This window comes from Pasteurella pantherarum, from assembly GCF_049670885.1.
GTDB lineage: Bacteria > Pseudomonadota > Gammaproteobacteria > Enterobacterales > Pasteurellaceae > Pasteurella.
The window spans coordinates 2,017,478-2,041,982 of sequence record NZ_CP187173.1 but is presented as its reverse complement, the minus strand read 5'-3'; the positions used below and the strand labels follow the sequence as shown (position 1 = coordinate 2,041,982).

General features: G+C 39.5%; 25 protein-coding genes and 1 tRNA gene. 22 read left to right on the top strand and 4 right to left on the bottom strand.

The window, feature by feature from the left end; genetic code table 11:
- Positions 1 to 125 precede the first annotated feature (125 nt).
- From ACPEEM_RS09585 to ACPEEM_RS09500, 18 genes are all read left to right on the top strand, one after another.
- Positions 126 to 220, top strand: a tRNA-Sec gene (locus ACPEEM_RS09585).
- Between the two features lie 342 nt (positions 221 to 562).
- The gene (locus tag ACPEEM_RS09580; RefSeq protein ID WP_424406851.1) at positions 563 to 1,846 is read left to right on the top strand and encodes a tyrosine-type recombinase/integrase; all 1,284 of its coding nucleotides are present in this window, start codon (positions 563 to 565) and stop codon (positions 1,844 to 1,846) included.
- A 532-nt stretch (positions 1,847 to 2,378) separates the two neighbouring features.
- Positions 2,379 to 2,987, top strand: coding sequence for a hypothetical protein (locus ACPEEM_RS09575; protein ID WP_424406849.1), 609 nt, complete (start codon positions 2,379 to 2,381; stop codon positions 2,985 to 2,987).
- Positions 2,988 to 3,210: 223 nt separating this feature from the next.
- Complete coding sequence (locus ACPEEM_RS09570) at positions 3,211 to 3,405, top strand: helix-turn-helix domain-containing protein (protein WP_424406847.1); 195 nt, start codon at positions 3,211 to 3,213, stop codon at positions 3,403 to 3,405.
- 9 nt (positions 3,406 to 3,414) lie between these two features.
- Positions 3,415 to 3,837: a hypothetical protein gene (locus ACPEEM_RS09565; RefSeq protein WP_424406845.1), complete on the top strand. Its 423-nt coding sequence runs from the start codon at positions 3,415 to 3,417 to the stop codon at positions 3,835 to 3,837.
- Between the two features lie 20 nt (positions 3,838 to 3,857).
- Positions 3,858 to 4,577 carry a Rha family transcriptional regulator gene (locus ACPEEM_RS09560; protein WP_424406843.1) on the top strand — a complete coding sequence of 240 codons (720 nt, stop codon included), beginning with the start codon at positions 3,858 to 3,860 and terminating at the stop codon, positions 4,575 to 4,577.
- Positions 4,570 to 4,848: a hypothetical protein gene (locus ACPEEM_RS09555; protein WP_424406841.1), complete on the top strand. Its 279-nt coding sequence runs from the start codon at positions 4,570 to 4,572 to the stop codon at positions 4,846 to 4,848. The genes ACPEEM_RS09560 and ACPEEM_RS09555 overlap by 8 nt, the downstream gene beginning before the upstream one ends.
- A gap of 30 nt (positions 4,849 to 4,878) precedes the next feature.
- Complete coding sequence (locus tag ACPEEM_RS09550; RefSeq protein WP_424406839.1) at positions 4,879 to 5,049, top strand: hypothetical protein; 171 nt, start codon at positions 4,879 to 4,881, stop codon at positions 5,047 to 5,049.
- On the top strand, positions 5,040 to 5,315 hold the full coding sequence (locus tag ACPEEM_RS09545) for a hypothetical protein (protein ID WP_424406837.1): 276 nt from the start codon (positions 5,040 to 5,042) through the stop codon (positions 5,313 to 5,315). The genes ACPEEM_RS09550 and ACPEEM_RS09545 overlap by 10 nt, the downstream gene beginning before the upstream one ends.
- A gap of 276 nt (positions 5,316 to 5,591) precedes the next feature.
- Positions 5,592 to 6,152 carry a host cell division inhibitor Icd-like protein gene (locus ACPEEM_RS09540; RefSeq protein WP_424406835.1) on the top strand — a complete coding sequence of 187 codons (561 nt, stop codon included), beginning with the start codon at positions 5,592 to 5,594 and terminating at the stop codon, positions 6,150 to 6,152.
- Positions 6,145 to 6,471: a hypothetical protein gene (locus ACPEEM_RS09535; RefSeq protein ID WP_424406833.1), complete on the top strand. Its 327-nt coding sequence runs from the start codon at positions 6,145 to 6,147 to the stop codon at positions 6,469 to 6,471. Before ACPEEM_RS09540 ends, ACPEEM_RS09535 begins: the two co-directional genes overlap by 8 nt.
- A complete protein-coding gene (locus tag ACPEEM_RS09530) occupies positions 6,468 to 6,902 on the top strand; it encodes a hypothetical protein (RefSeq protein WP_424406832.1) in 435 nt (144 codons plus the stop codon). Before ACPEEM_RS09535 ends, ACPEEM_RS09530 begins: the two co-directional genes overlap by 4 nt.
- Positions 6,895 to 9,066, top strand: a complete 2,172-nt coding sequence (locus ACPEEM_RS09525) for a DUF927 domain-containing protein (RefSeq protein WP_424406830.1) — start codon at positions 6,895 to 6,897, stop codon at positions 9,064 to 9,066. The genes ACPEEM_RS09530 and ACPEEM_RS09525 overlap by 8 nt, the downstream gene beginning before the upstream one ends.
- An 856-nt stretch (positions 9,067 to 9,922) precedes the next feature.
- Entirely contained in the window at positions 9,923 to 10,942 is a 1,020-nt protein-coding gene (locus ACPEEM_RS09520) for a hypothetical protein (protein WP_424406828.1), read from the top strand.
- Positions 10,914 to 11,273, top strand: coding sequence for an STAS-like domain-containing protein (locus ACPEEM_RS09515; protein WP_424406826.1), 360 nt, complete (start codon positions 10,914 to 10,916; stop codon positions 11,271 to 11,273). Before ACPEEM_RS09520 ends, ACPEEM_RS09515 begins: the two co-directional genes overlap by 29 nt.
- Positions 11,273 to 11,836 (top strand): type II toxin-antitoxin system VapC family toxin, encoded by a 564-nt coding sequence (locus ACPEEM_RS09510; protein WP_424406824.1) that lies wholly within the window; start codon positions 11,273 to 11,275, stop codon positions 11,834 to 11,836. Before ACPEEM_RS09515 ends, ACPEEM_RS09510 begins: the two co-directional genes overlap by 1 nt.
- 872 nt (positions 11,837 to 12,708) lie before the next feature.
- Entirely contained in the window at positions 12,709 to 14,037 is a 1,329-nt protein-coding gene (locus ACPEEM_RS09505; protein ID WP_424406822.1) for a Fic family protein, read from the top strand.
- A gap of 294 nt (positions 14,038 to 14,331) precedes the next feature.
- Complete coding sequence (locus ACPEEM_RS09500; protein ID WP_424406820.1) at positions 14,332 to 15,273, top strand: factor H binding protein domain-containing protein; 942 nt, start codon at positions 14,332 to 14,334, stop codon at positions 15,271 to 15,273.
- 129 nt (positions 15,274 to 15,402) lie between these two features.
- Here ACPEEM_RS09500 and trpS read toward each other — a convergent pair whose 3' ends face one another.
- Genes trpS through rpe form a run of 3 tightly spaced genes read right to left on the bottom strand, consistent with a single transcriptional unit; the run spans position 15,403 to position 17,784 of the window.
- Entirely contained in the window at positions 15,403 to 16,401 is a 999-nt protein-coding gene (gene trpS / locus ACPEEM_RS09495) for a tryptophan--tRNA ligase (RefSeq protein WP_424406818.1), read from the bottom strand.
- A 9-nt stretch (positions 16,402 to 16,410) separates the two neighbouring features.
- A complete protein-coding gene (locus ACPEEM_RS09490; protein ID WP_424401903.1) occupies positions 16,411 to 17,085 on the bottom strand; it encodes a phosphoglycolate phosphatase in 675 nt (224 codons plus the stop codon).
- Positions 17,086 to 17,103: 18 nt separating this feature from the next.
- Positions 17,104 to 17,784: a ribulose-phosphate 3-epimerase gene (rpe, locus tag ACPEEM_RS09485; protein WP_424401902.1), complete on the bottom strand. Its 681-nt coding sequence runs from the start codon at positions 17,782 to 17,784 to the stop codon at positions 17,104 to 17,106.
- A gap of 102 nt (positions 17,785 to 17,886) precedes the next feature.
- Here rpe and ACPEEM_RS09480 point away from each other — a divergent pair, with 102 nt between their 5' ends.
- The 4 genes from ACPEEM_RS09480 (at position 17,887) to dtd (ending at position 20,441) form a co-directional block, all read left to right on the top strand.
- Complete coding sequence (locus ACPEEM_RS09480) at positions 17,887 to 18,519, top strand: LysE/ArgO family amino acid transporter (RefSeq protein WP_424406816.1); 633 nt, start codon at positions 17,887 to 17,889, stop codon at positions 18,517 to 18,519.
- 70 nt (positions 18,520 to 18,589) lie between these two features.
- Positions 18,590 to 19,063 carry a YchJ family protein gene (locus tag ACPEEM_RS09475; protein WP_424404105.1) on the top strand — a complete coding sequence of 158 codons (474 nt, stop codon included), beginning with the start codon at positions 18,590 to 18,592 and terminating at the stop codon, positions 19,061 to 19,063.
- Entirely contained in the window at positions 19,060 to 20,010 is a 951-nt protein-coding gene (locus ACPEEM_RS09470) for a virulence factor BrkB family protein (RefSeq protein ID WP_424401900.1), read from the top strand. The genes ACPEEM_RS09475 and ACPEEM_RS09470 overlap by 4 nt, the downstream gene beginning before the upstream one ends.
- Complete coding sequence (gene dtd, locus ACPEEM_RS09465) at positions 20,007 to 20,441, top strand: D-aminoacyl-tRNA deacylase (RefSeq protein WP_424401899.1); 435 nt, start codon at positions 20,007 to 20,009, stop codon at positions 20,439 to 20,441. The genes ACPEEM_RS09470 and dtd overlap by 4 nt, the downstream gene beginning before the upstream one ends.
- A gap of 56 nt (positions 20,442 to 20,497) precedes the next feature.
- On the opposite strand, the gene ACPEEM_RS09460 is transcribed toward dtd, so the two are convergent.
- Positions 20,498 to 24,403, bottom strand: coding sequence for a S6 family peptidase (locus ACPEEM_RS09460; RefSeq protein WP_424406814.1), 3,906 nt, complete (start codon positions 24,401 to 24,403; stop codon positions 20,498 to 20,500).
- Positions 24,404 to 24,505: the final 102 nt, after the last annotated feature.

The window sequence follows — 24,505 nt, the reverse complement described above, 5'->3', positions numbered from 1 at the left end:
ACAAAAAGCCTGATAAAACAGAATGTCAGGCAAACCGACAAAGTGCGGTGAATTTTGCGAGAGTTTTGCTCACTCACTTGAATCCCCAGCTTATTTGCGTTAAAGTGCTCACCACTTTCAACCACGGAAGATCGTCGTTTCCGGTGAAACGGCAGGACTTCAAATCCTGTTGAGGTTGCCAGCAATCTCGGGTGGGTTCAACTCCCATGATCTTCCGCCAATCCATAAAGCAAACTTCATCAAACCTCACCAAAATAATTAATAAAATCCAGTAAAATCAAAGTAGTTGGCATTTTACATAGTGCAGAATTAATCAAAGTTATTCATTCTAACCCGCATTTTTAGTACTATAAATAGTACTATAATTTTAGAGAGAACCCGCTTTCGTGCTATTTACTCTCAAAATGAGAAAAATAGAACCTTGAAATTATAGTACTAAAATCGCATAAATCCTTTTATGGCAAGGTTTGAAAAGGTTTAGTACTATAATTCTACCATTCAAAAAATAGTACTATCTTGGGCATGCTTTCTAAAAATAACTCTTTCTATACGGAGTTTTTTTATGGCTAGATTAGTGAAGAAACTAACAGACAGCGAGATCAAAAACGCAAAAGCGAGTAGCAAAGCCCTATATGATGGTGACGGGCTATTTTTAGAAGTATCGAGCAAAGGGGCGAAGTTATGGCGTTTTAGATATGCCCAGCCTTACACCAAAAAACGTACTACAATTAGCTTAGGCACCTATCCAGATTTATCCCTATCACAAGCCAGAGCTAAGCGTGATGAATATAACACCTTGCTGGCGAATAATATCGATCCACAAACCTACCGTAAGCAACAAGAACAAGAGCAAGCGGACAAGTTAAACCGTACCTTTGAAAAGATGGCTAAAGCGTGGTTTGAAGATAGAAAAATCAAAGCCAACTTTTCAGAACGTACTGCTAAAGATACGTGGGCTTTATTTGAACGCCATTTACTCCCGCACTTTGCCAATTACCCTATATCAGAAATCACGCCACTTATTGCCATTAATGCGATCAAACCACTTGAGAAAGAGGGCAAGCTAGAAACCGTTAAAAAGATTATTAGTAACCTTAATCATGTAATGCGGTTCGCACTTCATAGGGGGCTAATTGCGTATAATCCGTTGGCAGAAATAGGCAAGGAATTTGACAAGCCAGTTTCTAAGGGAATGAATACTATTACCCCTGAAGAATTAAGCGAGTTTTTACACGGCTTTTACAAGGCAAGAGAAGAAAACCGCTTTAACCCGTTTTCATTTTATGCGGTTATGCTGGTGGTGTTGACTGGTGGGCGACCTTCTGAAATCGCTAAAGCGAAATGGGCGGATATTCATTACAAAGAAAAAACGTGGATCTACCGAGTCCAAAAAGGCAATAAGAATCTGCCAGAGGGGAGAGAACACATAGTAACACTATCACGCCAAGCGGTGGGGATATTTAATAAAATGCAACAATTACATTCTGCACTTGGCATTGATAGTGAATTTGTGTTTGCCAGTTTAACCGCAAAAAGCGGTCATTTAAGCATTGAAGCAATGCGGAAAGCCATTATTAAGGGGATAGGGGAAAAACGGCTTACTACGCACGGCATACGCCATTTATTCAGCACGTCATTAAACGAGAAAGACTACAAAGCAGACTGGATAGAAAGAGCCTTATCACACAAGCAAAATAAAGATAAAAACCAAATTAGGCGTACCTATGATAAATCTTTGTATCTTTCACAAAGAGCAGTGATGTTACAAGAATGGGCGGACTATGTAGAAAGCCAAGCACCAGAGCCAATTATTCCACCACCAAAGCATCTTAAGGTTGTGGCTTAACACTTTCTTTCAAAGGCTAATTTGTTTAGCCTTTTTTTATTTCCACCAACACCACAAAAAACTTTTCTTATAGAAGCATAATTTTTTTATAGGACAATTAGGACAATAAAAAACAGGGACTATATAAAACAATAACTTACATTAAAAATAGTATAAATATTAATCAATTATTGTCCTATTTTACCTTCAAATTGTCCTATTTTTGCCTGTTTTTGTCCTATTTTTGCCTGTTTTTGCCTGTTTTTGTCCTATTTTTTGGGGTGATTTTGACGAAATGAGGCAGTAAATAGCCTAAAAATAGGTTGTATTGTGCTGAAAATAAACTTTTTATACAGCACTTGTACAGTATGGTGAAATATGATTAAATTTAACTAACTTTGAATGAGTTTAAATTGCACTCAAGAAGTATAAAACTAACTAATTTTCGAATCAGTGCAACTAGGAGCGGACTAATTACCCGAACCGAAAGAGGATAACCCTATTTGTTCTTTGTTGCACTCTCACTAAATAGGGCAACGTATAGGGACGTTTTATGGAGCGTGATATTTATAAAAAAGAATTTGCCATTCGTGATGATTATTGTGAACATTATTATGTTCAAGTTATAAAGGAATTAGACGAAATAAAAAATAGTTCTGAAAATGAGATTAGATTGAGATTAAGCGAAGCTATTAACCATGTAAAAAATTATAATGATGAAGATATTTTTGAAACTTTCAAAGATTTTAGAGATAGTGATATTAATAAAATAGAAGCTAATTTCTTTAAAAGTTTTTTATTAAATACTATTTCTTACATAGTGGCAAATGGAGAGAACGCACTTTTTGAAGGCAGATCCCTGTTAAGTATAGCCGTTATTATTCGTAAATATGAGAGATTGTTAAAGCTTTTAGAAATTTCAAACGTGGCAATAGCCAAACAAAATAGAGCAAAACGAAAACCACAAATAGATCCCAATATTGAAGAAGCGAGAAATAAAGCAAAAGAGATATGGGATAAGCATAAATCTAATGCCTTGCTTGATGTAGCCTGTCAAATAAAACAAGAATTAAATATTAGAAAAAGTGCGGGTACAATCCAAGAATGGATTAGAGATTTAAACCCAAACGCCAAAAAGAAAAAGCATCAAAATAACCACTAGAGCCGATTCAATAGATCGGCTTTTTTATTGCCTAAAATTCATTTAATTGATTATCTGTTTTACTGTAAACCATATAATCTAACAGTGAGAAAATATGACCTACTGTTAGAAAATATAATCAACAGTACGTTGGATAGGCTTACTAAAATTCCCACAGCAAAATATCCCAAGCAAAACGAAATACTTTGCTTAATTTTAATTAACCAAATTGAAAGGGGTATTTATGACTACTCAAACCAATCAAACACCAATCAAAAAATACTATTCCATTAACGAGCTAACCGCCCTCGGTATTGGCTCACGTACCAAAATTGACCGCTTAGCAAGACAGGGCTTACTGAAAAAAATCAAAATCGGTGGATCTGTGCGTTTTAGTGCTGATGAGGTCAATGCCTTTATTCAATCTACTAACGCATGAGGGGCGATTATGGAAGGCAATCAATATCTAGCAAGTTTTAACTTTCCAGCAATGGAACGCAAGCCAAAAGTTGCTGGCTTAGCCGTGCTATTGGGTGAGGTTAGTGAACTTGAACTACAAAAAATCTGTTTTAACCGTTCTTTACGTAATGAAATTAACCAACTCGAGGAGCAAAACAATATTTCATTTGTGCGAGTGGAACGCAAGGGGGTATATGGTGGCGTTTATCTTTCTTACCGAGTAGCAAGTGCGAAAGATTGCGAGAAGTTAGCCAAGTATTACAACCTGAAAGCAAGCCAGCGAGGCTATAAACCACTCTCGCAGGCAGATGTCAATGAGGCAATGAACCGTTTTCATTATGTCGATCCTTTGGCGGTGGTGGACGGTGAAAGAATAGTACAAAAGCCATCACGTCCAAAAGCCAAGATTTAGCGTATAGCGAGGATTTAATAATGATTAATACAAACATTCAAGCAAACCAAGAAAACGAGCTAAAAGGCTTAGAAAGTGCGGTAAATAACGCAGTATTTTCTAAAGTCTTTCACAAAGAAACGATTGCAATGACTGATAGCCTGAAAGTTGCTCATTACTTTGGTAAACGGCACGATAACTTACTAAGCACCATTAAAAATCTAGGTTGTTCTGATGACTTTAGACTCCTTAATTTTAAGGAGTCCTATTACCTGAATGAACAAAATAAAAAACAACCAATGTTTTATATGACCCAAGACGGCTTTACATTGTTGGTTATGGGCTTTACTGGCAAGAAAGCAATGCAATTTAAAGAGCAGTATATCAAAGAGTTTAACGAGATGAAAAAACGCCTTGCGACCCGAGCAAATATGAAAGCCGATCAAATACGAATGAATGAGGCGATTAAGTACCGCTTAGAACAAGTAGGCAAAGACGACCCACACGCCTACAGCCGAGAAAATAACCTTGTTTACGTGGTAGCACTAGGGAATAGCCGTAAATCGTGGTTGCAGGTAAATGGCTATCCTGATGATATGGAAATAAGACAATGCTTGACCGTTGATCAGTTGCAATTAGTTGATCAGTTGCTTTCTGAAAATGCCGTAATGATCAAGTTAGGTATGGACTACCACCAACGCAAAGCACAATTACAGGAAACCACACTACACCACTTAAGAAAGGGGGCATTAAATGCTTGATACCAATCCACCAGCAGAAAGCCAATATAACCCAACATACGCAAATATTTTGGCACGGTTAAACGATATTCAAGAGAGCTTAGAAAACACCATTGATAAAGGTTATCCAATGGTAAAAGCAGAGGGGGCATCTGATGTAAGGATGAGTGATAAAGACTATCTAGAGTGGACGTTGGAGCGTATTAATTGCGTGATTTATGACATGGAGAATATTCAAGAAAAATTAGCACAATTACTACGGATAAATTGCGACACAAACTGCGAATTGTGAAAACCGTTAAACCCTTGCTGGTGGTGGATTGTGAGCGATCAAATAGTAACAAAAGTGCGAAATAAAACGCCGATTTGCGAAACGGATAACAAATATCGCCATAGCCGTTTTAACGCACTAAAGCATGGTGGATATGCCACACACTTTCACACCCTCACAGAAGAGGAAAAGCGAATTTATTGGGAAAAGAAATGGAAATAAAAAACAAGATAGCCAAGCGTTTTCTCTTACCTAATGCCGTTCAGCATTATTTGGTGAGAGCGACTACCTACTCTTTCCTTAGCCTTGATGACGATAGCGACCCCTATCCATTAAGTGAGGTCATCCAACTGCAGAAAGAAAAGGTGCTAGAAATTGAACGGGAATGCAAACAATGTCCTACAGAGTTTTTATTAGGGCAATTACTCAAGGCTAAGCAAACGCTGAATAAGTTAGATAAAAGGCTAAGCGAGGTTGAGAAGAAATGAACCCTCCGAATTTTTGAGGTAACTAATCCAATTTTGGATCGGCTGAACTGTTGCGATAACACAACACTTAGCCATGTACATATGTACACAATTCAACCGTGGTCATATGACCACAACTGAAATAATACAAGTTGATGTATCAAATGAAAGCCAATGATTCACAGGAGGGCAAGCACTTAACCATAACTTAACGCCAAAACAAAAAACCTCACCGAGGTTTAACTCAATGAGGCTTTGTAATGAAATCAATATCTAGGCAAAAAGGATTATATCAAAATGCTTTTAAAAATATCCGATTTATTTAAAAAAAGTGAGCTAAAACGCTTTACAAAGTGCGGTCAATTTTGGCATCATTCAGCCGTTAGTGCAAAATCACTAGCCGAGCGTGGAAACTCGAATAATAAATCACTGGCGAACAGTAGCACGCCATTTAACCGTGCTTTTTTTGTTCGTGAAGTTCGCACACCTAAAATAAATCCAGCAATGGATCTATTCTCTATGGTAGCGTGCGATTGGCAACGTTTAATCGTTGGCTGTGTTCCAGTGATCGCAGTTTTCCACCCAGTCGCACGTTACCGCCCTAAAGCGTGGAAACTTTTAGCGGTAACTCTCAATAAATTTATCACTGGAGTTACGCAAATGATTTACCAATTCTTAGGCATATCACGCCAACATTATGACCGCACCAAAGCAGAACAAATCCGTATCCAAGCCGACAATGAACAACAAGCCCGAGCATACCTTGCCCGCCATTATGTGCTGATTTTGTTAGGTCGCTTACCAAACACCGCCAAAAATGACCGCACTTTAGTGATTCAAGGGGGTGTTTATGCGTAAATACAGCGTAATCACTTATAGGGAAGATGAAACCGTAGAAGGTCAACCGTTCATTATTGCCACAGGGAAAACACACCAAGAGGCAGCACAAATCGCACGTGAGGCAATGGATAACGATCCGCTTGTCTATGGTTCAACATTGAGAGTAGAGCGTTTCTCTTATGAAATAACCGTTTTTGATAAACAAGGCGAGATTGATTTTATAGCCGAATATCCTACCTATGCTCAAGCTTGTGAAGTATCTGACTATTTAAAAAGCACAGATCTTTATTCTGAAATCAGAATCAGTCATCCCGATGGTTTAGGAGGTGATCAATGATGAATCCAATTACTCAAATGAAAGTGGCGAAATCCACCACCGAAACTAATAAGCCATTTAAAGCGAAATTAGAGGGCTATTTAAGCGATGGAAAGACAACCCTCACCCTAGGCAAAGGAAATGGCTTACACATGCTATATACGCAGATTAACCGCCAATTTCAGCTAATAAAAGACAGTAACCAACGCTGTTTTAATGAATTTCCAGATTGCTATCACCATAAGATCAAATTAGCCAAAGAATGCGAAGATTTAGCCGAGCGATTATCAAAAGGTTTATTGATGGTGGAAGAGTTAGCAGAAGGAAAAACGTTAAGTAAAGAGCAAAAAGGGCAGATTAAAGCCTTTATGCGTGGTGCTAAATATTTAATTAGCAAACTGCAAGGCGTTAGTTTTAACGTAGATGAGGTTCAAAGGGGGGAAGATGAGTAAATTAACTAAAGCACCGCACTTTGATCAGCAACCAAAAGAGTTTATGAGTGATTTAATTGTACTGGCAGGCAAACAAGCGTGGGAATGGTGGGGTAAAGGTAAGGGCGAGGGATGGCTCTTACTTTGCCAAGCATTGCAACATGACTCAAAACAAAAGCCGATTATCATTGATGTAGATCAGTTGAATCAATTAGAGCGGTTAGCAATTGTTCCACCAGCACAGAGAGCAGTAAGGCTAATTCAATGCGGTGAGCTTTTACAAGCAGAAGTTACCGCACTTTGCCTTAACCTTGCCAAACATTCTAAAGTTGAGCAATTGGCATTATGTAATTGTATTGGTGAAGTAACCGAGAATCTAAGTGATTATATTAAACGAGTAAGAAAGGGCGATAGCGTGGCTGAAATCGTGAGCGAGAGCATCACAGAGGCACACAAAGATAACACCTTACCTTTTATCGAAGATCGCACAGAACGAGGGAAAAGGGGCTTATATCGCATTACTTTAAAAACCAATAGTTCAACGGGTGAAATCTACGAGGACAAAATAGAGTGGCTTTGCGATGCGGTGGAAGTTGTCGGAATGGGGCAAAGTGAGGATGAGTTTTACACAATGTTACGCTTTACGCCTAATCGCAGTGAGCAAAGTAAAATTATCGCTTTGCCATTAAAAGACGTTGGCGAGCGTACAGGCTGGCAATTATTGCGTAAAAATGGCTTGAATATCACGAATAATCAACGCTTACGCCCTTTCTTAGCCGATTATTTACAGGACTATTATCAAAAGGGCTTTTATCGTGTGGTAAATGCGACAGGGTGGCAGAAAGGAGCCTATATTTTGCCTAATGGTGAGGTTATTGGTGAGCCTAAAACCCCCGTATTCTTTGTTGGGCAGTCTGCTAATAATAAAGGCTATGGCGTAAGGGGTAGCATTGAAAGCTGGCAACAGGAAATCGCCAGCAATGTGACTGGAAATCCATTTATGATGCTAGGTGTAGCCGTTGCGTTAAGTTCGCCTATTATTCATTTGATCAATGCCGAAAGCTTTGGCGTTCATATCTTTGGCGGAAGCTCAACAGGGAAAACAACCATCGCCAATATTGCGAGTTCGATTTATGGGCATCCTGATGAAATCCGTTTAAGTTGGCTAACTACACCGCTAGGCATTAGCAACGAGGCACAAGCCCGAAATGATGGCTTTTTGCCACTAGACGAAATAGGACAAAGCACCAATAGAAAACACGTGGCGGACATTGCTTATAGTCTATTTAACGGTGTGGGCAAGATACAAGGTGCAAAAGAGGGTGGCAACCGAGATTTAGCCCGCTGGCGTACGGTGGCTTTTTCTACGGGGGAAATGGATTTAGAAACCTACTTAACTAACGTGGGGATAAAAACGAATGTGGGGCAATTAGTCCGATTGTTGAACATTCCACTGCAAAAGGCTACTCAATTCCACCACCACAAAGATGGAAAGGCACATGCTGACCATTTAAACCAAGCCTCAAAATTGCATTATGGCGTTATAGGGCGTGAGTGGATTAAGCACCTTATTGATTTACACCATAACAACGCCATAGAGCCGCTATATCGAGCCATTTTAGAGAATAGACTAAATACCTTGCCGAATGATTGCCATTCACAAGTTAAGCGTGTAATGAGCCGTTTTGCGATACTAGAAACCGCCTTTAAATTATCGCTAGATCTTACAGGCTGGACAGATGACGAGTGCGGAAATGCGATAACCAAGGCTTTTAATGAGTGGGTAAATATCTTTGGCTATCATAGCCGAGAAGAATTACAGGTTATCGAGCAAGTGAATGGCTGGCTTTTAGCAAATGCGGAAGGGCGTTTTATTAGATACCCAACAGATCCAACGCAAAGAGAGGTGAACAATATTGCTGGCTTTCGTGTAATACCAGATAGCAAGGGCGAAAAGCAAGAGCATTTTTATTTGTACCCAGTGGCGTTTGATGAGGCAACTAAGGGAAGCCCCAAAAAACAAGCTTGCCAAATCCTAGCCGATAAAGGAATGCTAAAACGAGGTAAAGAGCAAGGCTATGAATTTATGGTTAAGATACCGCACCGAATAGATCCGAAGCGTAGTAGGTGCTATTTGCTTTACCCAATCATAGAAGAAGACACCGAACCAACGGAAGGGGCATGAATTATTCATTGAGGGCTTAGCCCTCTTTTTTGTTGCATTGAGCTATTGATTTTTGTGTTTTCCTCTTGTTTTTGTAGCAAATAGTTTTCATTAATCATTGAAAAAATTAGTAGAAAATTGGGAAAAAATCATTTTTTTAAGCACGCTTGTATAGATAGCTATTTTTATAGGCAATTAGGGCGGTTGAAAATCATATAGCCATATAAAACAATAACTTAAATTAAAAATAGTATAGATATTAATCAATCATTGTCTTGTTTTCTACCTTCAAATTGTCCTATTTTGTCCTAATTGTCCTATTTTCAAAACCCGAAATAGGACAATTTTAGAGGCTTTCAACCCGCACCAATACTAGAATTGTCCTATTGTCCTAATTGTCCTATAGTTTTTTGCTTATATATACATATTGCCTTTTTTCTTGCTAAAAAATCGTGGTGGTGGATTTATGAAGAATGAGGGATTTTATGCTACATAATACTATTGAGGATATTTACATCCACCAGCGGTGGACGTTGGGTGAATGGATTTAGAAAGGGAGGGTGGGTAAAAAGTTCAAGCAAAAAGCCCTGAATACCGCCCCGTAAACTCTATTTTATCGTTATTCCAGTTTTTCGACCTTTTTTAACTCTTTGAAGTGGATCACAAAACATACAGCGTATATTTGTCTGTTTAAGTTTATTGCTTTAGTATTAATATCTAACTTTTAGACAAGTATTATTGTCTACGCTTTTTTATTTAATTTTACTTAGTAGTTGATAGGCTATGTATTCTTGTGGTCTGTACTTTGTGATTAGTCGGCATGATGTTTGAGCCTCGGGGTATTTGTAGCTGTAAGACAAAGTGACGAAATGAAAATATGAATACCAAAATATTCCATCTCCCTTCCTTAAAAGAGTCTCCTGAAGATATTCAGAAAATTCTTGCTATTGCTAATGAAATCAAACACAATCCAAAACATAGCTTCACCTTTGCTTTTTCAAAATGCCAGTTTTTAGGTTGTACGAGTATTGCTGTGTTAGGGGCTATTGCTAATTTTGTAGATAGCATTTATCCAAAACCTAAAGGAAACCTAACCTTTTTATATCAAGCAATTAGACAGCATTCTACTGATAAAAGATTTAGTACAGGTGTTATGTTTGATGTAGAAACAATGTCTAGTGATTTAAAAGAACGATTAGTGAGTTGTAACTTTTTGAGTTATTTCCATCATCAATATGAACCTATTTATCCAAAAGGAAAATACATAGGTTTTAGAATTCATCCTAAGTTAGATAAACTAGATGAAAATGCCTTGTATGAGCATATAGAGGGGGAGTTATTGACGTCAGAAAAAATTCTTTTAAGTGAAGCACTAAAAGAAGACATTGTTACTAAAATAATAGAACTTTTTATTAATGCTTTTGGGCATGGCGTTAAAGATGCCAAATATTCTTTAAGTGTAATTAGTTGTGCTGACTACTTGCAAAATGATAAAAAACTCTCATTATGTATAGTGGACATGGGTAAAGGAATTGCACAACAGGTAATAGACTACCACTGTTGTAAAGGAGTTGACTTCGAATGTGAACAAGAGGCAATTAAATGGGCTTTACAAGAAGGGAATTCAACAAAAACAGATAGTTTGGGAAAAAATATTCCAAGAGGATTAGGATTATCTTTACTTCAAGAATTTATTTCTAAAAATGGAGGTGGCTTAGATATTTATACTAATTCTTGCCATGTTTACCTTAGCCCTGATGGAAAATACTTAATAGAAAAGATGCCTATTTCTATTAGTGGGACAGTAATAACTATTCAAATACAATGCCACCAAAATGTACAATATCTATATGAAAGAGAGTTAGAGAATGACAATGAACAAAATAATAGTAATTAAAGAGTTACTTGGAGGAGTGATTGCTTTATCAATGGATAAAGGAATTATTCTTCACGAAGAGTTAGTCGAAAATCTAAATCAAGGCTTTAATCTTACTCTTGATTTCTCAGATGTTAAAGTAGCCAGCCCTTTTCTAAATGCGAGTATTGGGGCACTATTTAAAGATTTTACTGCTGATGAAATTAATAATAGGATTACTTTTATCAATACAAGCCCATCAACAGAACAAACTTTGTCCGCAGTTAAGCGTAATGCTGAGAGATATTTCAGTAATTCGCAAGAGGCTGAGTTTACCGATAAACTTGTTGAGAATGTAATCAAGGAAGTTTAATGGCAAATTTAATGTTAATTAATGATATACCCAGAAAAACACATTGCGTTGGACAATATTTTGTAGATACAAATGTGTGGGTATATTATGCTTATATGGCTAATAAGTCTTATAACTTATCTGAAAAGCAACGATATAAGATAAATGAATACTCAAAGTTTATTGAAAAAGTGAAGGAGCATGGCGGATCATTATTCACTTCTTCTCTTTGTCTAAGTGAACTTGCAAATGCGATAGAACGAAAAGCACTGGAGCAATATAATGATAACCATAATACTTCATTAAATATAAAACAATTTAGAAAAATCAGCCAAGAACGGCAACAAATTGTTGATGATATACATACTGCATGGTGCTCAATAAAAGATATCGCAACTATCATTGAACATTCTATATCAAAAGAAACAGGGGAGCACATTATTACCGAAATAAGAGCTGCTCCGCTTGATGCGTATGATGCAATTTTTCTACAGCTCATCAAAAACAAACAACTCACAAATATCATTACCGATGACAAAGACTTTCAAAATGTAGGTGATAATATTGACATTTACACTACTTAACCCAAACCGCCACAATGGCGGTTTTTCTTTACCCTCAATTCATTATCCAATCAAATCCCCCAATTTTGATTCAATAATCACTTTGTGCTTTGTTTTGATGTATTAACCCCCTATTTTCTTCAGTGTACTTAAAATGTCATTTTTAAAAACAACTCCATGTAAATGATTATTAATAACTAGTTTTTTATCCGTATTCATATGAAGATAATCCGTATTGTTATTGTCCGATATGTAAATTTGCACAACGCTTATTAGCAAATAGATAAGAGCTAAATATTTCACCGTTAGGAAAATTATCCTAACGTATATATGATAAGTATCCGCCAATGGCTGATACCTTTTAACAAGTTTTAATTAGTCCTTTTTTATAATGTGAAGAAACTCATTTTTAGAGAGAGATATTAGGCAGAAATAAAGTATAAAAAACACTCAAAAATAGGGGTGGAAAACAAATATAGTACTAGGAATAGTACTATATTTTAAGGTGTTAAAATTTATTCCTTTAAAAATCAATATGTTATATGTTGAATTGGACTCTCATGATCTCCGCCAATCTATCAAATCTCATCAACGCTTTTATTACAAAGCATACGCCATTTATTCAGCACCTTATTAAAGGAAAAAGATCGCACAGCCAAGAATGATCGGACTATGTGGAAAGCCAAGCAGTAAAGCCCATTATTCCACCATCAAAACACCTTAAGGTTGTGGCTTAACAGTCTTCTTTCAAAGGCTAATTTTCGTATAGAACGCTTATTTTTATAGGTTAATAAAGAATGCTGATGGACAGAATACATGACATATTTATAGTCTTTACAAAAAATTTAAAAAGTGGTTAACTAACTCAAATTTCAAAAATTGAGTTAATAGCCATGAGAATATCAAAACCTAAACCATTAAGCGAACTAATGGAATTGCTAAAAGATACGAGTATTGAAGATATCTTGGTGTTGGCAAAAGTCAATGTGACGAATGATAAAGGGCGGTATTTGCACTGGGATAAATTTAAGCGTGTTTACCCTAAAAAGTCTGAGTTACATTGGCTTTTCACAAAGATGAGTAGACGTTCTTTAATGACTTATATCGATATTGGTGAGATTAGATTTTCTTTCTGCGTTCCCAGCTCGTTACAATCATTGTTACATTACATTGATAAGAATAGTGGTGGAAGTGTCGGTACGGATAATTTAACGGGGTTAAGTAAGCCCGAGCAAAATCATTTTTTATTGAAATCATTAATTATGGAAGAGGCGATTACATCAGCACAGCTTGAGGGAGCTGTAACAACACGAAAAGTCGCGAAAGAAATGCTTGAAACAGAAAGAGCACCCAAAACTAAAGATGAAATGATGATCTTAAATAACTATCGCTTAATGCAACAAGCGACCAAGTTAAAAAATGAACCGCTTTCAATAGAAATGATTTTAAAGCTTCATTGTACAGCAACGCATAATGCGATTGAAAATAACGCAGTTGCAGGCGAGTTTAGACAAGATGATGAAATTTATATTGCTGACTATGATGGAAATAAGGTTCACCAACCACCTTCCCACAAAGATTTAATCAAATTAATGACAGATTTTTGTGATTTTGCGAACCAAAATCATAATGGTGAGAACACATTATTTATTCACCCTGTGGTAAAGGCAATTATTCTCCATTTTCTTATTGGTTATATTCATCCTTTTGGTGATGGTAACGGAAGAACTGCAAGAGCTTTATTTTATTGGTTTATGCTAAAGAGTGGTTATTGGCTGTTTGAATATATTTCAATTAGTCGGTTGCTTAAAAATGCGTCTACTTCGTATGCGAGAGCGTATATTTATACAGAAACTGATGATTTAGATATGACTTATTTTTTGTATTATCAAGCAGACATTATTAAGCGTGCTATTGATGACCTAGATAGATATATCAATGATAAACAAAGTCGGTTTAAGGCGTTTACTGCTATCATTTCCAGTTATACTAAAAAAGAGAATCTTAACCATAGACAGATACAAATATTACAAAAGGCAGTAAAAGAAACAGGACATATCTTTACGGCTAAAGAGGTCAGCAATGAATATGGTGTTTCTGAGAATACCGCAAGAGCAGATTTAAACACTCTGCTAAACTTAAAGTTACTAGGGAAGATAAAAATAGGACAAACTATTGGTTACATTTCGCCTAATGATCTAATTGAACGGTTAAAAGTGTAGTAGTTACATAATCCAAAAGCACCTAAATGGTGCTTTTTTATTGTCTTGATGTTGAGTTTTTATATCTTTTCATGATCTTTTTTTTTGTCTTTTTATGCAAAAAGAGAATAGTTTATTTGTTTTGAATTCATGGGTTTAGGATTTTTGGAGATAAAATACACACATTTTACTATGTTAATATGATTGTTTTTTGATCGATAAATACAGTATTATTAGGTCAAGGCTGAAAAGTTGGTCTATTTTGGTCGAGTTAATTGAGGTCGTATAGAAAATTTTCACAATATTGGAGGAAATATGAAAAAGTCCTTATTAGTGGTATTGATGGCGATGGTATTAAGTGCATGTGGTAGTAGTGATGGCAATAGTGCTGCTTGGTGGAAGAAAAAAGCGGGTGATAACCCGAATAATAAGGGTTATGAGTTTATCCCAAATCCAAATAAAAAAGCGATGGATGAGGTTGATCCAAAGTATGTTGAGATGGTCAAGAATCTTAAAATAATTAAAATCCACAATGGGGAGGAAGAGCAAAACCTCTCGCTTGCGGACTTGCCTGAAGGTGTAAAGCCTGTAGAGCTTCCTCACTCAGACGGTGAACCGAGTAAACTGAAAGTGATCAATTTGCCTTATTCTACATGGGGATGGATATTAGTGGGCAATGTTAAAGTCGATGAGGATGGCTTTATACTTCCACCGCAAAGTGTTAATGACGGGGGGGTAGACTCCGTAGAGATGGTCTTGCCTACGGCTAATAATCAGTTGCCAGACAAAGGAACCGCCGTTTATGAAGGCTATTCTGCGGGGGTGGCAACAGCAGGACGCTTGCGCTTAGATGTGGATTTTTCGGAGAAGGTGGCATCGGGTAAAGTGTATGAGCGTAAAATGAATACGGGCAAAACGTTGGCAGATATTCAATTGGGAAAAGCAGTATTCTTTAGTGGCGAGGGTAAAACAGGATTTGTGGGTGATGCAACATATAACGCAAGAAAAATGGGATATGCAGGGGTATTTGTTGGGCCGAATGCAGAAGAAGTCGTAGGCTATATTGGAAAGTCTGCGGCATTTATACCTGGCTCTTCTGTGGAGGAACCTGGAGAAGGTGTATCTACGGAACCTGAAGCACCGCATGCTTCAATACCACAGCCTAACGAGCCTGCAAAACCTATTGAGCAACCTAGACAGGAAAGACATGACACTTATGAAATGTTTGGGGGTAAACGAGGCGAGGTAAAACCATAAGATTTGCTTACTATAATGCTTTTCGTTTTTTGACAGATATAAGGCGATGAGAAACAAAAGTGCGGTAAAAATAACCGCACTTTTTTGGGCGAAAAGTGCGGTCTGTTTTAGACGAGCTTTTTGATGAAATTAGGCAACAAAGCCGACCGCTTGGTAAACCGCATCTAATGTGGCTTTTGCACGTTGACGTGCTTTTTCAGCCCCTTCTCGAGCGATATTATTCAATAAGGCTTCATTACTGCGGAAGTGGTGGAAGCGTTCTTGTAAGGTGGTCAACATGGCAGACACTTCTTCTGCAACGGCACCTTTTAAATGACCATACATTTTCCCTTCAAATTCCGCTTCTAATTCTGCAATGGATTTGCCTGTTACCCCAGAGAGAATATCCAACAAGTTAGATACGCCAGCTTTGTTTTTCACATCATAACGAACGACAGGGGGTTCATCGGAATCGGTGACGGCACGTTTGATTTTTTTCGCTACGGCTTTAGGATCTTCTAATAAGCCGATCACGTTGTTGCGGTTTTCGTCTGATTTCGACATTTTTTTGTCAGGCTCAAGTAATGACATCACACGTGCCCCTGCTTTAGGAATGAAAGGTTCAGGCACGGCAAATAAGTCGCCATATAAGGCATTAAAGCGGTTGGCAATATCACGGGTAATTTCTAAATGTTGTTTTTGATCTTCCCCTACGGGCACTTGGTTGGCTTGATATAACAAAATATCTGCCGCCATGAGGACGGGGTAAGTGAATAGTCCCACGTTGATATTTTCGGCATGGCGTGCAGATTTGTCTTTAAATTGGGTCATACGTCCCATTTCGCCAAAATAGGTGTAGCAGTTAAGCACCCAAGCCAGTTGGGTGTGTTCTGGCACGTGGGATTGAATAAAAATGGTGCTTTTTTCTGGGTCAATGCCGCAAGCGAGATATAAGGCGAGTACATCTAATGTGGCTTTGCGTAAACTTTCGGGATCTTGACGTACGGTAATGGCATGTAAATCCACAATGCAGAATAAGCATTCATAATCCTCTTGCATTTTTACCCATTGGCGTAATGCACCGAGGTAGTTGCCGATGGTCAGTTCTCCTGAAGGCTGTACGCCACTTAATACAACGGGTTTTGTCATTGTTGTTCCTTATTTCAAAATCGTCAAAATCTGTGCAAAATCATCAATGACCCAATCTGGCTTGGATTCTGCAATCGGGATGTTATAGTTATAGCCGTAAGTGAGGCCTGCCACGGCACAGCCCGCAGCGTGAGCGGCTAAAATATCATTTTTTGAGTCGCCGACAAAGAGGATTTGTTTTGGATATAAACCAAATTTGCCACATAAATAATAAAGTGGCCCTGGGTGGGGTTTAATGGCTGGTAAGGATTGTCCGCCTAACAGTTCACTAAATAGGTGATCGATGCCAAAGGCGTGTAGCACAGGTTGTACGTGTTTGGTCGGTTTGTTGGTGATCACCGCAAGCAAGTAGCCTTGTGCTTTTAATTGTTCTAGGGTGGTTTTGACGTTCGGGTATAGGCGGCTTAAGTTACACAGGTTTTCACCATAATAGTGACCAAAACGCTGTCTTAGCTGATTCACTTGCTCTTCATTAAGTTGTTTGCCGGTTTGTTCTTTTGCCCACTCTAATGCACGGTTAAGCAAAACATCTGCCCCGTTCCCAATCCATGTCACGACTAGGGCTTCAGGTGCTTGTGGTAAATCAAATTCGGCTAATGCGGAATTTACGGAAAGTGCCAAATCTGGCAGGCTGTTGACTAAGGTACCATCAAGGTCAAAGCCAATAAGTTTAAATTGTGTCATGTTATCCCTCAGTGTTGATTAGGTGCGTGATGAGACGGTCGCCAATTCCTGACGCATCGCATTGATCACTGCTTGGTAATCTGGTTGATCAAAAATCGCTGAACCTGCGACAAACATATCTGCCCCTGCTTTGGCAATGTCGGCAATGTTGTTGACTTTCACCCCACCATCGACTTCTAAACGAATATCTAACCCGCTTTCGTCGATACGTCGACGGGCTTCACGCAATTTGTGAAGCGTGTTTGGAATAAAAGATTGTCCCCCAAACCCTGGATTGACTGACATTAATAAAATCACATCCACTTTGTCCATCACATAATCTAAATAGCTTAATGGTGTGGCAGGATTAAACACTAAACCCGATTTGCAGCCACAATCTCGAATCAGTTGGAGCGAGCGATCAATATGTTCGGAGGCTTCAGGGTGGAAGGTAATGTAGTTTGCCCCTGCTTTAGCAAAATCGGGAATAATGCGATCGACAGGTTTTACCATGAGGTGCACATCAATAGGTGCGGTAATGCCATAATCTCGCAAGGCTTTGCAGATTGCAGGGCCAAAGGTTAAGTTGGGGACATAATGATTATCCATCACATCAAAATGAATCACATCGGCACCGCAGGCTAAGACGTTTTCAACATCTTCACCTAAACGGGCTAAATCCGCAGACAAAATCGAAGGAGCGATTAAATAGGGTTTCATCGTGGCCTCACAGGTAAACAAGTTGTTAAATTAAACACTTGCAAAGAGAAAATATTGCGTTTAGTGTACTACTTTATGGTTGAATTATTAAGGAAATTCTTTATGGAATACCTCTTACAAGGCTTTTTGGTGACCTCTGGTTTAATTATTGCCATTGGTGCACAAAATGCTTTTGTGTTGAAGCAGGGGTTGCTTAAACAAAATATTTTGGCGGTGATTTTAACCTGTTTTATGTGTGATATCGTCTTAATTTCTTTAGGGGTGCTTGGATTAGGATCTTTAATCAGCCAAAGTCCTGTTGCCACGGTGGCGTTGGCGTTTTTGGGTGGTGGTTTTTTATTGCTTTATGGGTTAAAGGCATTTTTGTCGGCTTATCAAGGCAATGCCTCGTTACAGTTGATGGCACAAACCGCCAGCCTTCAAACCACTCGTCATGCGGTGGTGGCAACGTTGTTGATCACGTTATTAAATCCGCATGTGTATTTGGATACGGTGGTGATTTTAGGCGGTATTGCAGGCACGTTAGCGTTTAATGAGAAATTGCTTTTTCTGGTGGGGGCATTGCTGATGTCTGCCCTTTGGTTTTTTAGCTTAGGCTATGGAGCAGGGTTATTAAGCCGATTCTTCCAACGTCCCGTTACATGGCGGATTTTAGATTTGTGCATTGGGGTGATTATGTGGGCGATTGCCATTAGTTTGATTCACTATGGGATGAGCTTGCTACCTCGCCTTTGAGGTGGAATGAGGGGAAATCCTTTGTTTAACGAAAAATCTGTTCAGCCTTATGAGTAAAAATATTGTGAAAATCACCGAAAAATTCACCGCACTTTGTCCCTGCCAGTCAGGGCAACCTTATCAAACCTGTTGTCAGCCTTATCATCAACAGCAGCAGTTTCCTGAAAATGCGATGTTGTTGATGCGTTCACGTTATGCGGCGTATGTCTTGAAAAAAATAGATTACATTGTGCAAACCACAGTGCCTAGCCAGCAAGCCTTATTGCCCGTGGAGGAATTGCAAGCTTGGGCGGATAACACCACGTGGTTGGGGTTGGAGATTGTGCAATATGTTCCACTGTCTCATACGCATAGCCAAGTGGAATTTAAGGCGTTTTTTGGTCAACAAGCACAGACACAAGTGCATCACGAAATGTCATTGTTTGTTAATATTGCACAACGTTGGTATTTTGTTGATCCCACGGTGGCATTGCCGAAGATGAAAGCACCTTGTGTTTGTGGTTCAATGAAAAAATTTAAACATTGTTGTGGAGGTTTACTGTGAATAGCGTTTTAAACAATACGCTCGTTTTTTTGAAATTATTTTGGCTTCGTTTCCAGCAAAATAAATTAAGCCAAGCCGCAGGTTATTTGACTTATAGCACCATGCTTGCCCTTGTCCCTTTAGTGATGGTGGTATTTTCAATTTTTTCTGCCTTTCCTGTGTTTAATGAAGTCACAGGGGAGTTAAAAGGGTTTATTTTCAATAACTTTGCTCCCCAAGCGAGCGATATGGTGGGGCAATACATTGATGAGTTTGTGAGTAACTCAAAACAAATGAGTGCGGTAGGCGTAATAAGTTTAGTGGTGGTGGCATTAATGCTGATTAACTCTATTGATCGCACCCTAAATTCTATTTGGCATGATTCCACTATTCGCCCAGTGGTGTTTTCATTTGCCATTTATTGGCTGATTTTGACCTTAGGCCCTTTATTAATTGGGGCAAGTATTGGGGTAAGTTCGTACATTGCAGCCATGTTAAATGAAAATATTTCCTTGCCTTTCGGGTTTAAAATATTGAGTGTGGTTCCGTTCTTTTTAACTTGGTTAATCTTCACGTTGATTTATACGGTTGTGCCAAATAAAAAAGTCAAAATTATGCATTCTGCGATTGGGGCGTTAGTGGCTGCAGTGTTTTTTACATTGGGTAAACAAGCGTTCCTTTGGTATGTGACGACATTTCCATCCTACCAATTGATTTATGGTGCCATGGCTACGTTACCGATTATGCTATTGTGGATTCAGTTAAGTTGGGTGGTGATTTTAATTGGGGCACAATTGGCTTCGGTTTTGGCTGATTACAAGTTATGTCAGCAAGGTAAAATCAGTGTTGATGCCTTGATTGAAGCCGATGTAAACGAACCTGCTTTACAACAAAAAATCGAGCAAACCGAACAAGCACTCAAAGCTGAAATTGCACAAAGAAAAGCGGTATTGGAGAAAGCAGAATGATTGCCTTAATTCAACGTGTTAGCCAAGCGAAAGTTGAAGTGGAGAATCAGATTGTCGGTGAAATCGGACAAGGGTTGTTGGTGTTACTTGGGGTGCAAAAAGACGATGATCACACCAAAGCCGACCGTTTGATTGAGAAAGTGCTTAATTATCGGGTGTTTAGCGATGAGGCGGGCAAAATGAATTTGAATGTTCAACAAGTCAATGGACAGCTGTTGGTGGTGTCGCAATTTACATTGGCGGCGGATACGCAAAAAGGGCTTCGCCCGAGCTTTTCTCGTGGGGCGAACCCTGAGCAAGCAGAGGCGTTATACGATTATGTAGTAGAAAAGTGCGGTGCAAAAATACCGACTTTTCGCGGTCAATTTGCGGCAGATATGCAAGTGAGTTTGACCAATGATGGCCCAGTAACCTTCTGGTTGGAAGTATAATCTGCTTATTGAATTTAGCCCTCTTTACGAGGGCTAAATTTTTTCGACTTCCCCCTTTACCAGTGGTAACTTAACTGCATATTGGCACTGTGTTGTCTACGGATTTGATTCCCCCTTGAGAGTCCCAAATTGGTATTAAGTTGCCATTTTTTCAGTTTGGCGGTTAAGCCAATTTCTTGCATCAAATAGCGACCAAATTGTTGCTTAAACATTTCATTATCCACACTTACAGCAAATTGTTTTTGTGAAGCATCGCTGTAATAAGTGGTTGCACTGGCAATCAGTGACCATGTGCCTAAATCAAAGGTTTTTGCAAGCTTCAGCCCCGCTTGATAAGAGAGGAAGCTCATCGCCTGTGTTTGCACAGATAATTCATTGAGCATATACGCTTGATCACTGAAATGGTGGTAGCGAGCGGTGAGCATTGGATTGATCTCCACATTGCCCCATGCTTTATGATAACCAATGGATAATCCTGCCGCATATAGCCCTTGTTTGATGGAGGATAATCCAGCATGTTGAGAGAGGTGATCATGACTTTGAGCAACGCTGGCATCCACCGCCGCAAACAGCCCTGACTCAAAGACTTTTTTCAGATACGCTGAGCCTTGTAGCCAACGGGTTTTATTGGTGATCTCATCGTCAAAACGGCTTTGTGCTTGTGTTGCACTCAGTACGGCACCGAGTCGAATATCTCCTTGCTCCGTGAAGGTACCATCAACACCAATTTGGGTTAACTGATTGGTTTGTTGATAAGTGCGGTAGTTTTCCGATGAATTATGGGTTTTTTGCACTTCATGGTTTGTCCAAACCTGAAACGGTGAGTCATATTTTGCAAGGTGTTGACGATCTAAATTTTGTCCCACTTGTCGTGCAATGTTCGCATGGGCAGACAGCAAGGAAAGTGCGGTATTGGTCACTTGGCTAGTATAGGTTTTTTGATCGACCAATTGGGCAAGTGATTTTGCTTTGGCTTCTTCAGCTTTTGCCCGTGCCAGTGCTTGTGCGGTGTCTTGATCGGCTTGTTGTTTTTCCAAGGTGATACGTTCTTCTTCCGCAATTTTGGCATCTAACGCTGGGCTACTGAGTCGTAAAGCGAATTGATTATTTTGATATTCCTCACGGAAGGTGTACCGATAAGCACCAAGATCAACGAGGTGAGTATCAAAGGTGGCTTGGCTACGTTGGTGTTTGGCTTTTAATAAGGTAAAGCGTTCTTTCAAGCTCGGTAAGGCGGCATGTGCTTCACTTCTTGCGAAAAAGACCGTTTTCGGGGTGCTGTTGCGATTAGTAAAGACGTTAATGGCATATTTACCTTGTATATCCCCTTCTACCACCACGTTATCACCTGTGGCTTTGTCAAGATCGAGGCGGAACACAAAAAGCCCATTTCCCGTTAAATCCCCATTAATATGCAATGTATTAAATCGTTCTCCAGCACGGCTTAGGTAAATTGTGCTGCTTTCTTCTGGCAATTTCATCATATGTAAATGACCAATGTGGCTGTCACCTGTTAAGGTCCAACGAGCACGAGAAGTCATGGAAACGGAAGTGGATTTCCCCCCTTCAATGGTGCCTTCAAGGCGTGCGAATCCTAAGTGTAATTTCGCCTGATCTTGTAATTGGATATTGCCTTGAATGTGTGTTTTCGGCAGTGCCATGAAGTTGCGATGTTGCAAGGTGTTTTGGTGGCAATGGGTTAAGCCCGTATAATCCGAACGCTGACAAATAGGATCACGCTGTTTGAAGCCTAAATGTAATTCTGCTTGATTTTCGGCGTTAAAGTTGCCTTTTACTTGCTCGACATTACGCCCTACATAGAGTTTGGCATGGTTTTTAACATTAAAAGAGGTGGCTTGGAACAAACGATTAAGCCAGTCATGCTCAAGCACCACTTCTTTTTTCGTTTGCATGTTCATCGCATGTGGGGTTGGACGCCCAGACAGCATGACGACACCGTCGTGAATATTGAAATCTCCATTGAGTTTCATGCCACCAGAAAGCAACCATGTAGCCTGTTTGAGGGTTGGATGATAGGTGATAGACATGGCTCCATTGTGGCGAGCAGGATCGGTTTCACCGAAATAGCCACTGAAGGTCGCCCGTTGTCTGGCTTGATGATTGCGATTGATCACAAATTGTATGGCTTGGGCTTTATTTTGACTGATGAATTGCCAGTTTTCATTATGTTGTTGATGGGTTGGGAACGGTTGCGAAGGATTATTTCCCGTTAAAATAAAGTAACCACGCACACGACCCGTTTGGGGATCTTTGTCTTCATACAAGGCGGCTAAATCGGTATTGTAGCCTCGCCCTGGGACTTGCCAGCGGATATCTTTTTCACTGAATGGGGCATAGCCTTTGATGGTAAGGTCGGCACGTTTTTGGGGATGATGATTCACAATACGTGCTCCGTCATCGGCATTTTGAATATAGTTAAAGCGAAGTGCTAAGCCATTCACGTCAAGCCGTCCGCCTCGATAACCAAAATACAGGTTATCTAAAGGTGTTTGGTCTGCACTGTTGAGAATCAATGTAGGTCTGCCACTGGTGATCCCAACTTGATTAAAGGCTTGTTTTGCACCGTTTTTATCCGCCTTTTGATCCAAAATCACCACGCCATCACCGACACTTAAATCCCCATGGTTAACCCCTTTGCCGTTGACGAGTAAGGTACCTTTACCTAGCTTAGATAAGCGATCGCCTTTAGGGTTTGCCACTTGCCATTCAACGGTTTTATTTTTTGAAACAAAGACACCACCGCCTAAATAGGTTTGTTGATCTAACGGCTTCACCACAAAGTGAGTGTGAAAGTAAAGGGCACCCGCACCTTGATCAATATTGTTTTTTAACACCAATGTGCCTTTTTTCCCTTCAAAATGCACGTGCTTACCATGGGCTAAAGAAGGACGTTGGGCGAGGGTATCTTGTGCGGTGAGTGCTTCATTTTTTAAATCCACCTTAAGGGTTTGCTTTTCACTTTTCATGTAGCTGGTTTTGCCTTGTGCTTCCCACATAAAGGTGCTGTCTAGCACGGCATTTTTGATGCTACCTGCAATATCTTTTCGTTTGGTATGCTGAATGAAACCCTGATGTGGAATAGTATAGCGATTATGTTTTGCATCTTCTCCCCACCATAGTTCTAACACCCCAACCAAGACCCAACGTTTGGCTTTGCTGTCATAGCCGAAAAGAGGTGAGCCACTATCGCCCAGTGCACCGTAGGTAATCAAAGGACCGTAATCACCTGTAAATAAGCTCCCTTTCGCATGCAGACGGTATTTTTCATTGCTTGCAATATTGAGTGCCGCCCCAGCGGTTAAATATTCATAACCTTCAGAAAGTTCGGTTCTGCCTTTTTTAGCTTGTTCTGTGGCTTGTCGCCCAGAACCAATACGGACAAAGGCACTAAAACGCCCATTTTGATAAGCGGCTGGATCGCTCCCGAGTTGAGAAACTGTGGCTGGCGCCACTTCGGTGACTAATTTATGGAGGCGTGGAACATGAAAATCTTCTTTAGCGAGGGGGAATTGCTTGGTCGGGGGATCGGGATAATCGTTGCGGTTGGTGAGGAAATAATGAAAATGATGGGCATCGGGTATATTGCCTTCTGCACCAAAGGACACCGCAGGATAAGTTTCATTATGTTGAACGCTGGTAATATATTGTGGTGCGATTAAGGTGGCAATGCCAAACTGTCGGCTCACGGAGGAAAAATCAATCATGGGGATATTATTGAGCATGACGCCTAGTGCGTTACCGTTTTTGTCCACAATCGGCACATTGCTGGCACCGAGAGAAAACACACCTTTATTTTCAGCAAAGTCACGAAAATATTGATAATCTACATCGCCTCGCACAATGGAAGCGGAAACCGTAGGCGAATAACAAAGTGCAAGGCAATGTGCTAAGACGCTTAGACAGAAGGTTTTTTTGAGAGAATGTTGTGATTGAGTAAGCATAAAACCCCACTAAAGACTGATGGTAACTGGTATAAATATTAGCTTAGCAGTGGGAGGTGGTTATGTATAGAGCAGAAATAGGCAAAAATGCTTTATTTTTTA

Coding starts and splice junctions, on each gene's coding strand:
- ACPEEM_RS09580 (WP_424406851.1), top strand. CDS start 563: ATGGCTAGATTAGTGAAGAAACTAACAGACAGCGAGATCAAAAACGCA.
- ACPEEM_RS09565 (WP_424406845.1), top strand. CDS start 3,415: ATGGAAGGCAATCAATATCTAGCAAGTTTTAACTTTCCAGCAATGGAA.
- ACPEEM_RS09540 (WP_424406835.1), top strand. CDS start 5,592: ATGCTTTTAAAAATATCCGATTTATTTAAAAAAAGTGAGCTAAAACGC.
- trpS (WP_424406818.1), bottom strand. CDS start 16,401: ATGACAAAACCCGTTGTATTAAGTGGCGTACAGCCTTCAGGAGAACTG.
- ACPEEM_RS09480 (WP_424406816.1), top strand. CDS start 17,887: ATGGAATACCTCTTACAAGGCTTTTTGGTGACCTCTGGTTTAATTATT.
- ACPEEM_RS09575 (WP_424406849.1), top strand. CDS start 2,379: ATGGAGCGTGATATTTATAAAAAAGAATTTGCCATTCGTGATGATTAT.
- ACPEEM_RS09520 (WP_424406828.1), top strand. CDS start 9,923: ATGAATACCAAAATATTCCATCTCCCTTCCTTAAAAGAGTCTCCTGAA.
- ACPEEM_RS09535 (WP_424406833.1), top strand. CDS start 6,145: ATGCGTAAATACAGCGTAATCACTTATAGGGAAGATGAAACCGTAGAA.
- ACPEEM_RS09515 (WP_424406826.1), top strand. CDS start 10,914: ATGACAATGAACAAAATAATAGTAATTAAAGAGTTACTTGGAGGAGTG.
- rpe (WP_424401902.1), bottom strand. CDS start 17,784: ATGAAACCCTATTTAATCGCTCCTTCGATTTTGTCTGCGGATTTAGCC.
- dtd (WP_424401899.1), top strand. CDS start 20,007: ATGATTGCCTTAATTCAACGTGTTAGCCAAGCGAAAGTTGAAGTGGAG.
- ACPEEM_RS09500 (WP_424406820.1), top strand. CDS start 14,332: ATGAAAAAGTCCTTATTAGTGGTATTGATGGCGATGGTATTAAGTGCA.
- ACPEEM_RS09570 (WP_424406847.1), top strand. CDS start 3,211: ATGACTACTCAAACCAATCAAACACCAATCAAAAAATACTATTCCATT.
- ACPEEM_RS09555 (WP_424406841.1), top strand. CDS start 4,570: ATGCTTGATACCAATCCACCAGCAGAAAGCCAATATAACCCAACATAC.
- ACPEEM_RS09505 (WP_424406822.1), top strand. CDS start 12,709: ATGAGAATATCAAAACCTAAACCATTAAGCGAACTAATGGAATTGCTA.
- ACPEEM_RS09460 (WP_424406814.1), bottom strand. CDS start 24,403: ATGCTTACTCAATCACAACATTCTCTCAAAAAAACCTTCTGTCTAAGC.
- ACPEEM_RS09490 (WP_424401903.1), bottom strand. CDS start 17,085: ATGACACAATTTAAACTTATTGGCTTTGACCTTGATGGTACCTTAGTC.
- ACPEEM_RS09560 (WP_424406843.1), top strand. CDS start 3,858: ATGATTAATACAAACATTCAAGCAAACCAAGAAAACGAGCTAAAAGGC.
- ACPEEM_RS09510 (WP_424406824.1), top strand. CDS start 11,273: ATGGCAAATTTAATGTTAATTAATGATATACCCAGAAAAACACATTGC.
- ACPEEM_RS09545 (WP_424406837.1), top strand. CDS start 5,040: ATGGAAATAAAAAACAAGATAGCCAAGCGTTTTCTCTTACCTAATGCC.
- ACPEEM_RS09530 (WP_424406832.1), top strand. CDS start 6,468: ATGATGAATCCAATTACTCAAATGAAAGTGGCGAAATCCACCACCGAA.
- ACPEEM_RS09525 (WP_424406830.1), top strand. CDS start 6,895: ATGAGTAAATTAACTAAAGCACCGCACTTTGATCAGCAACCAAAAGAG.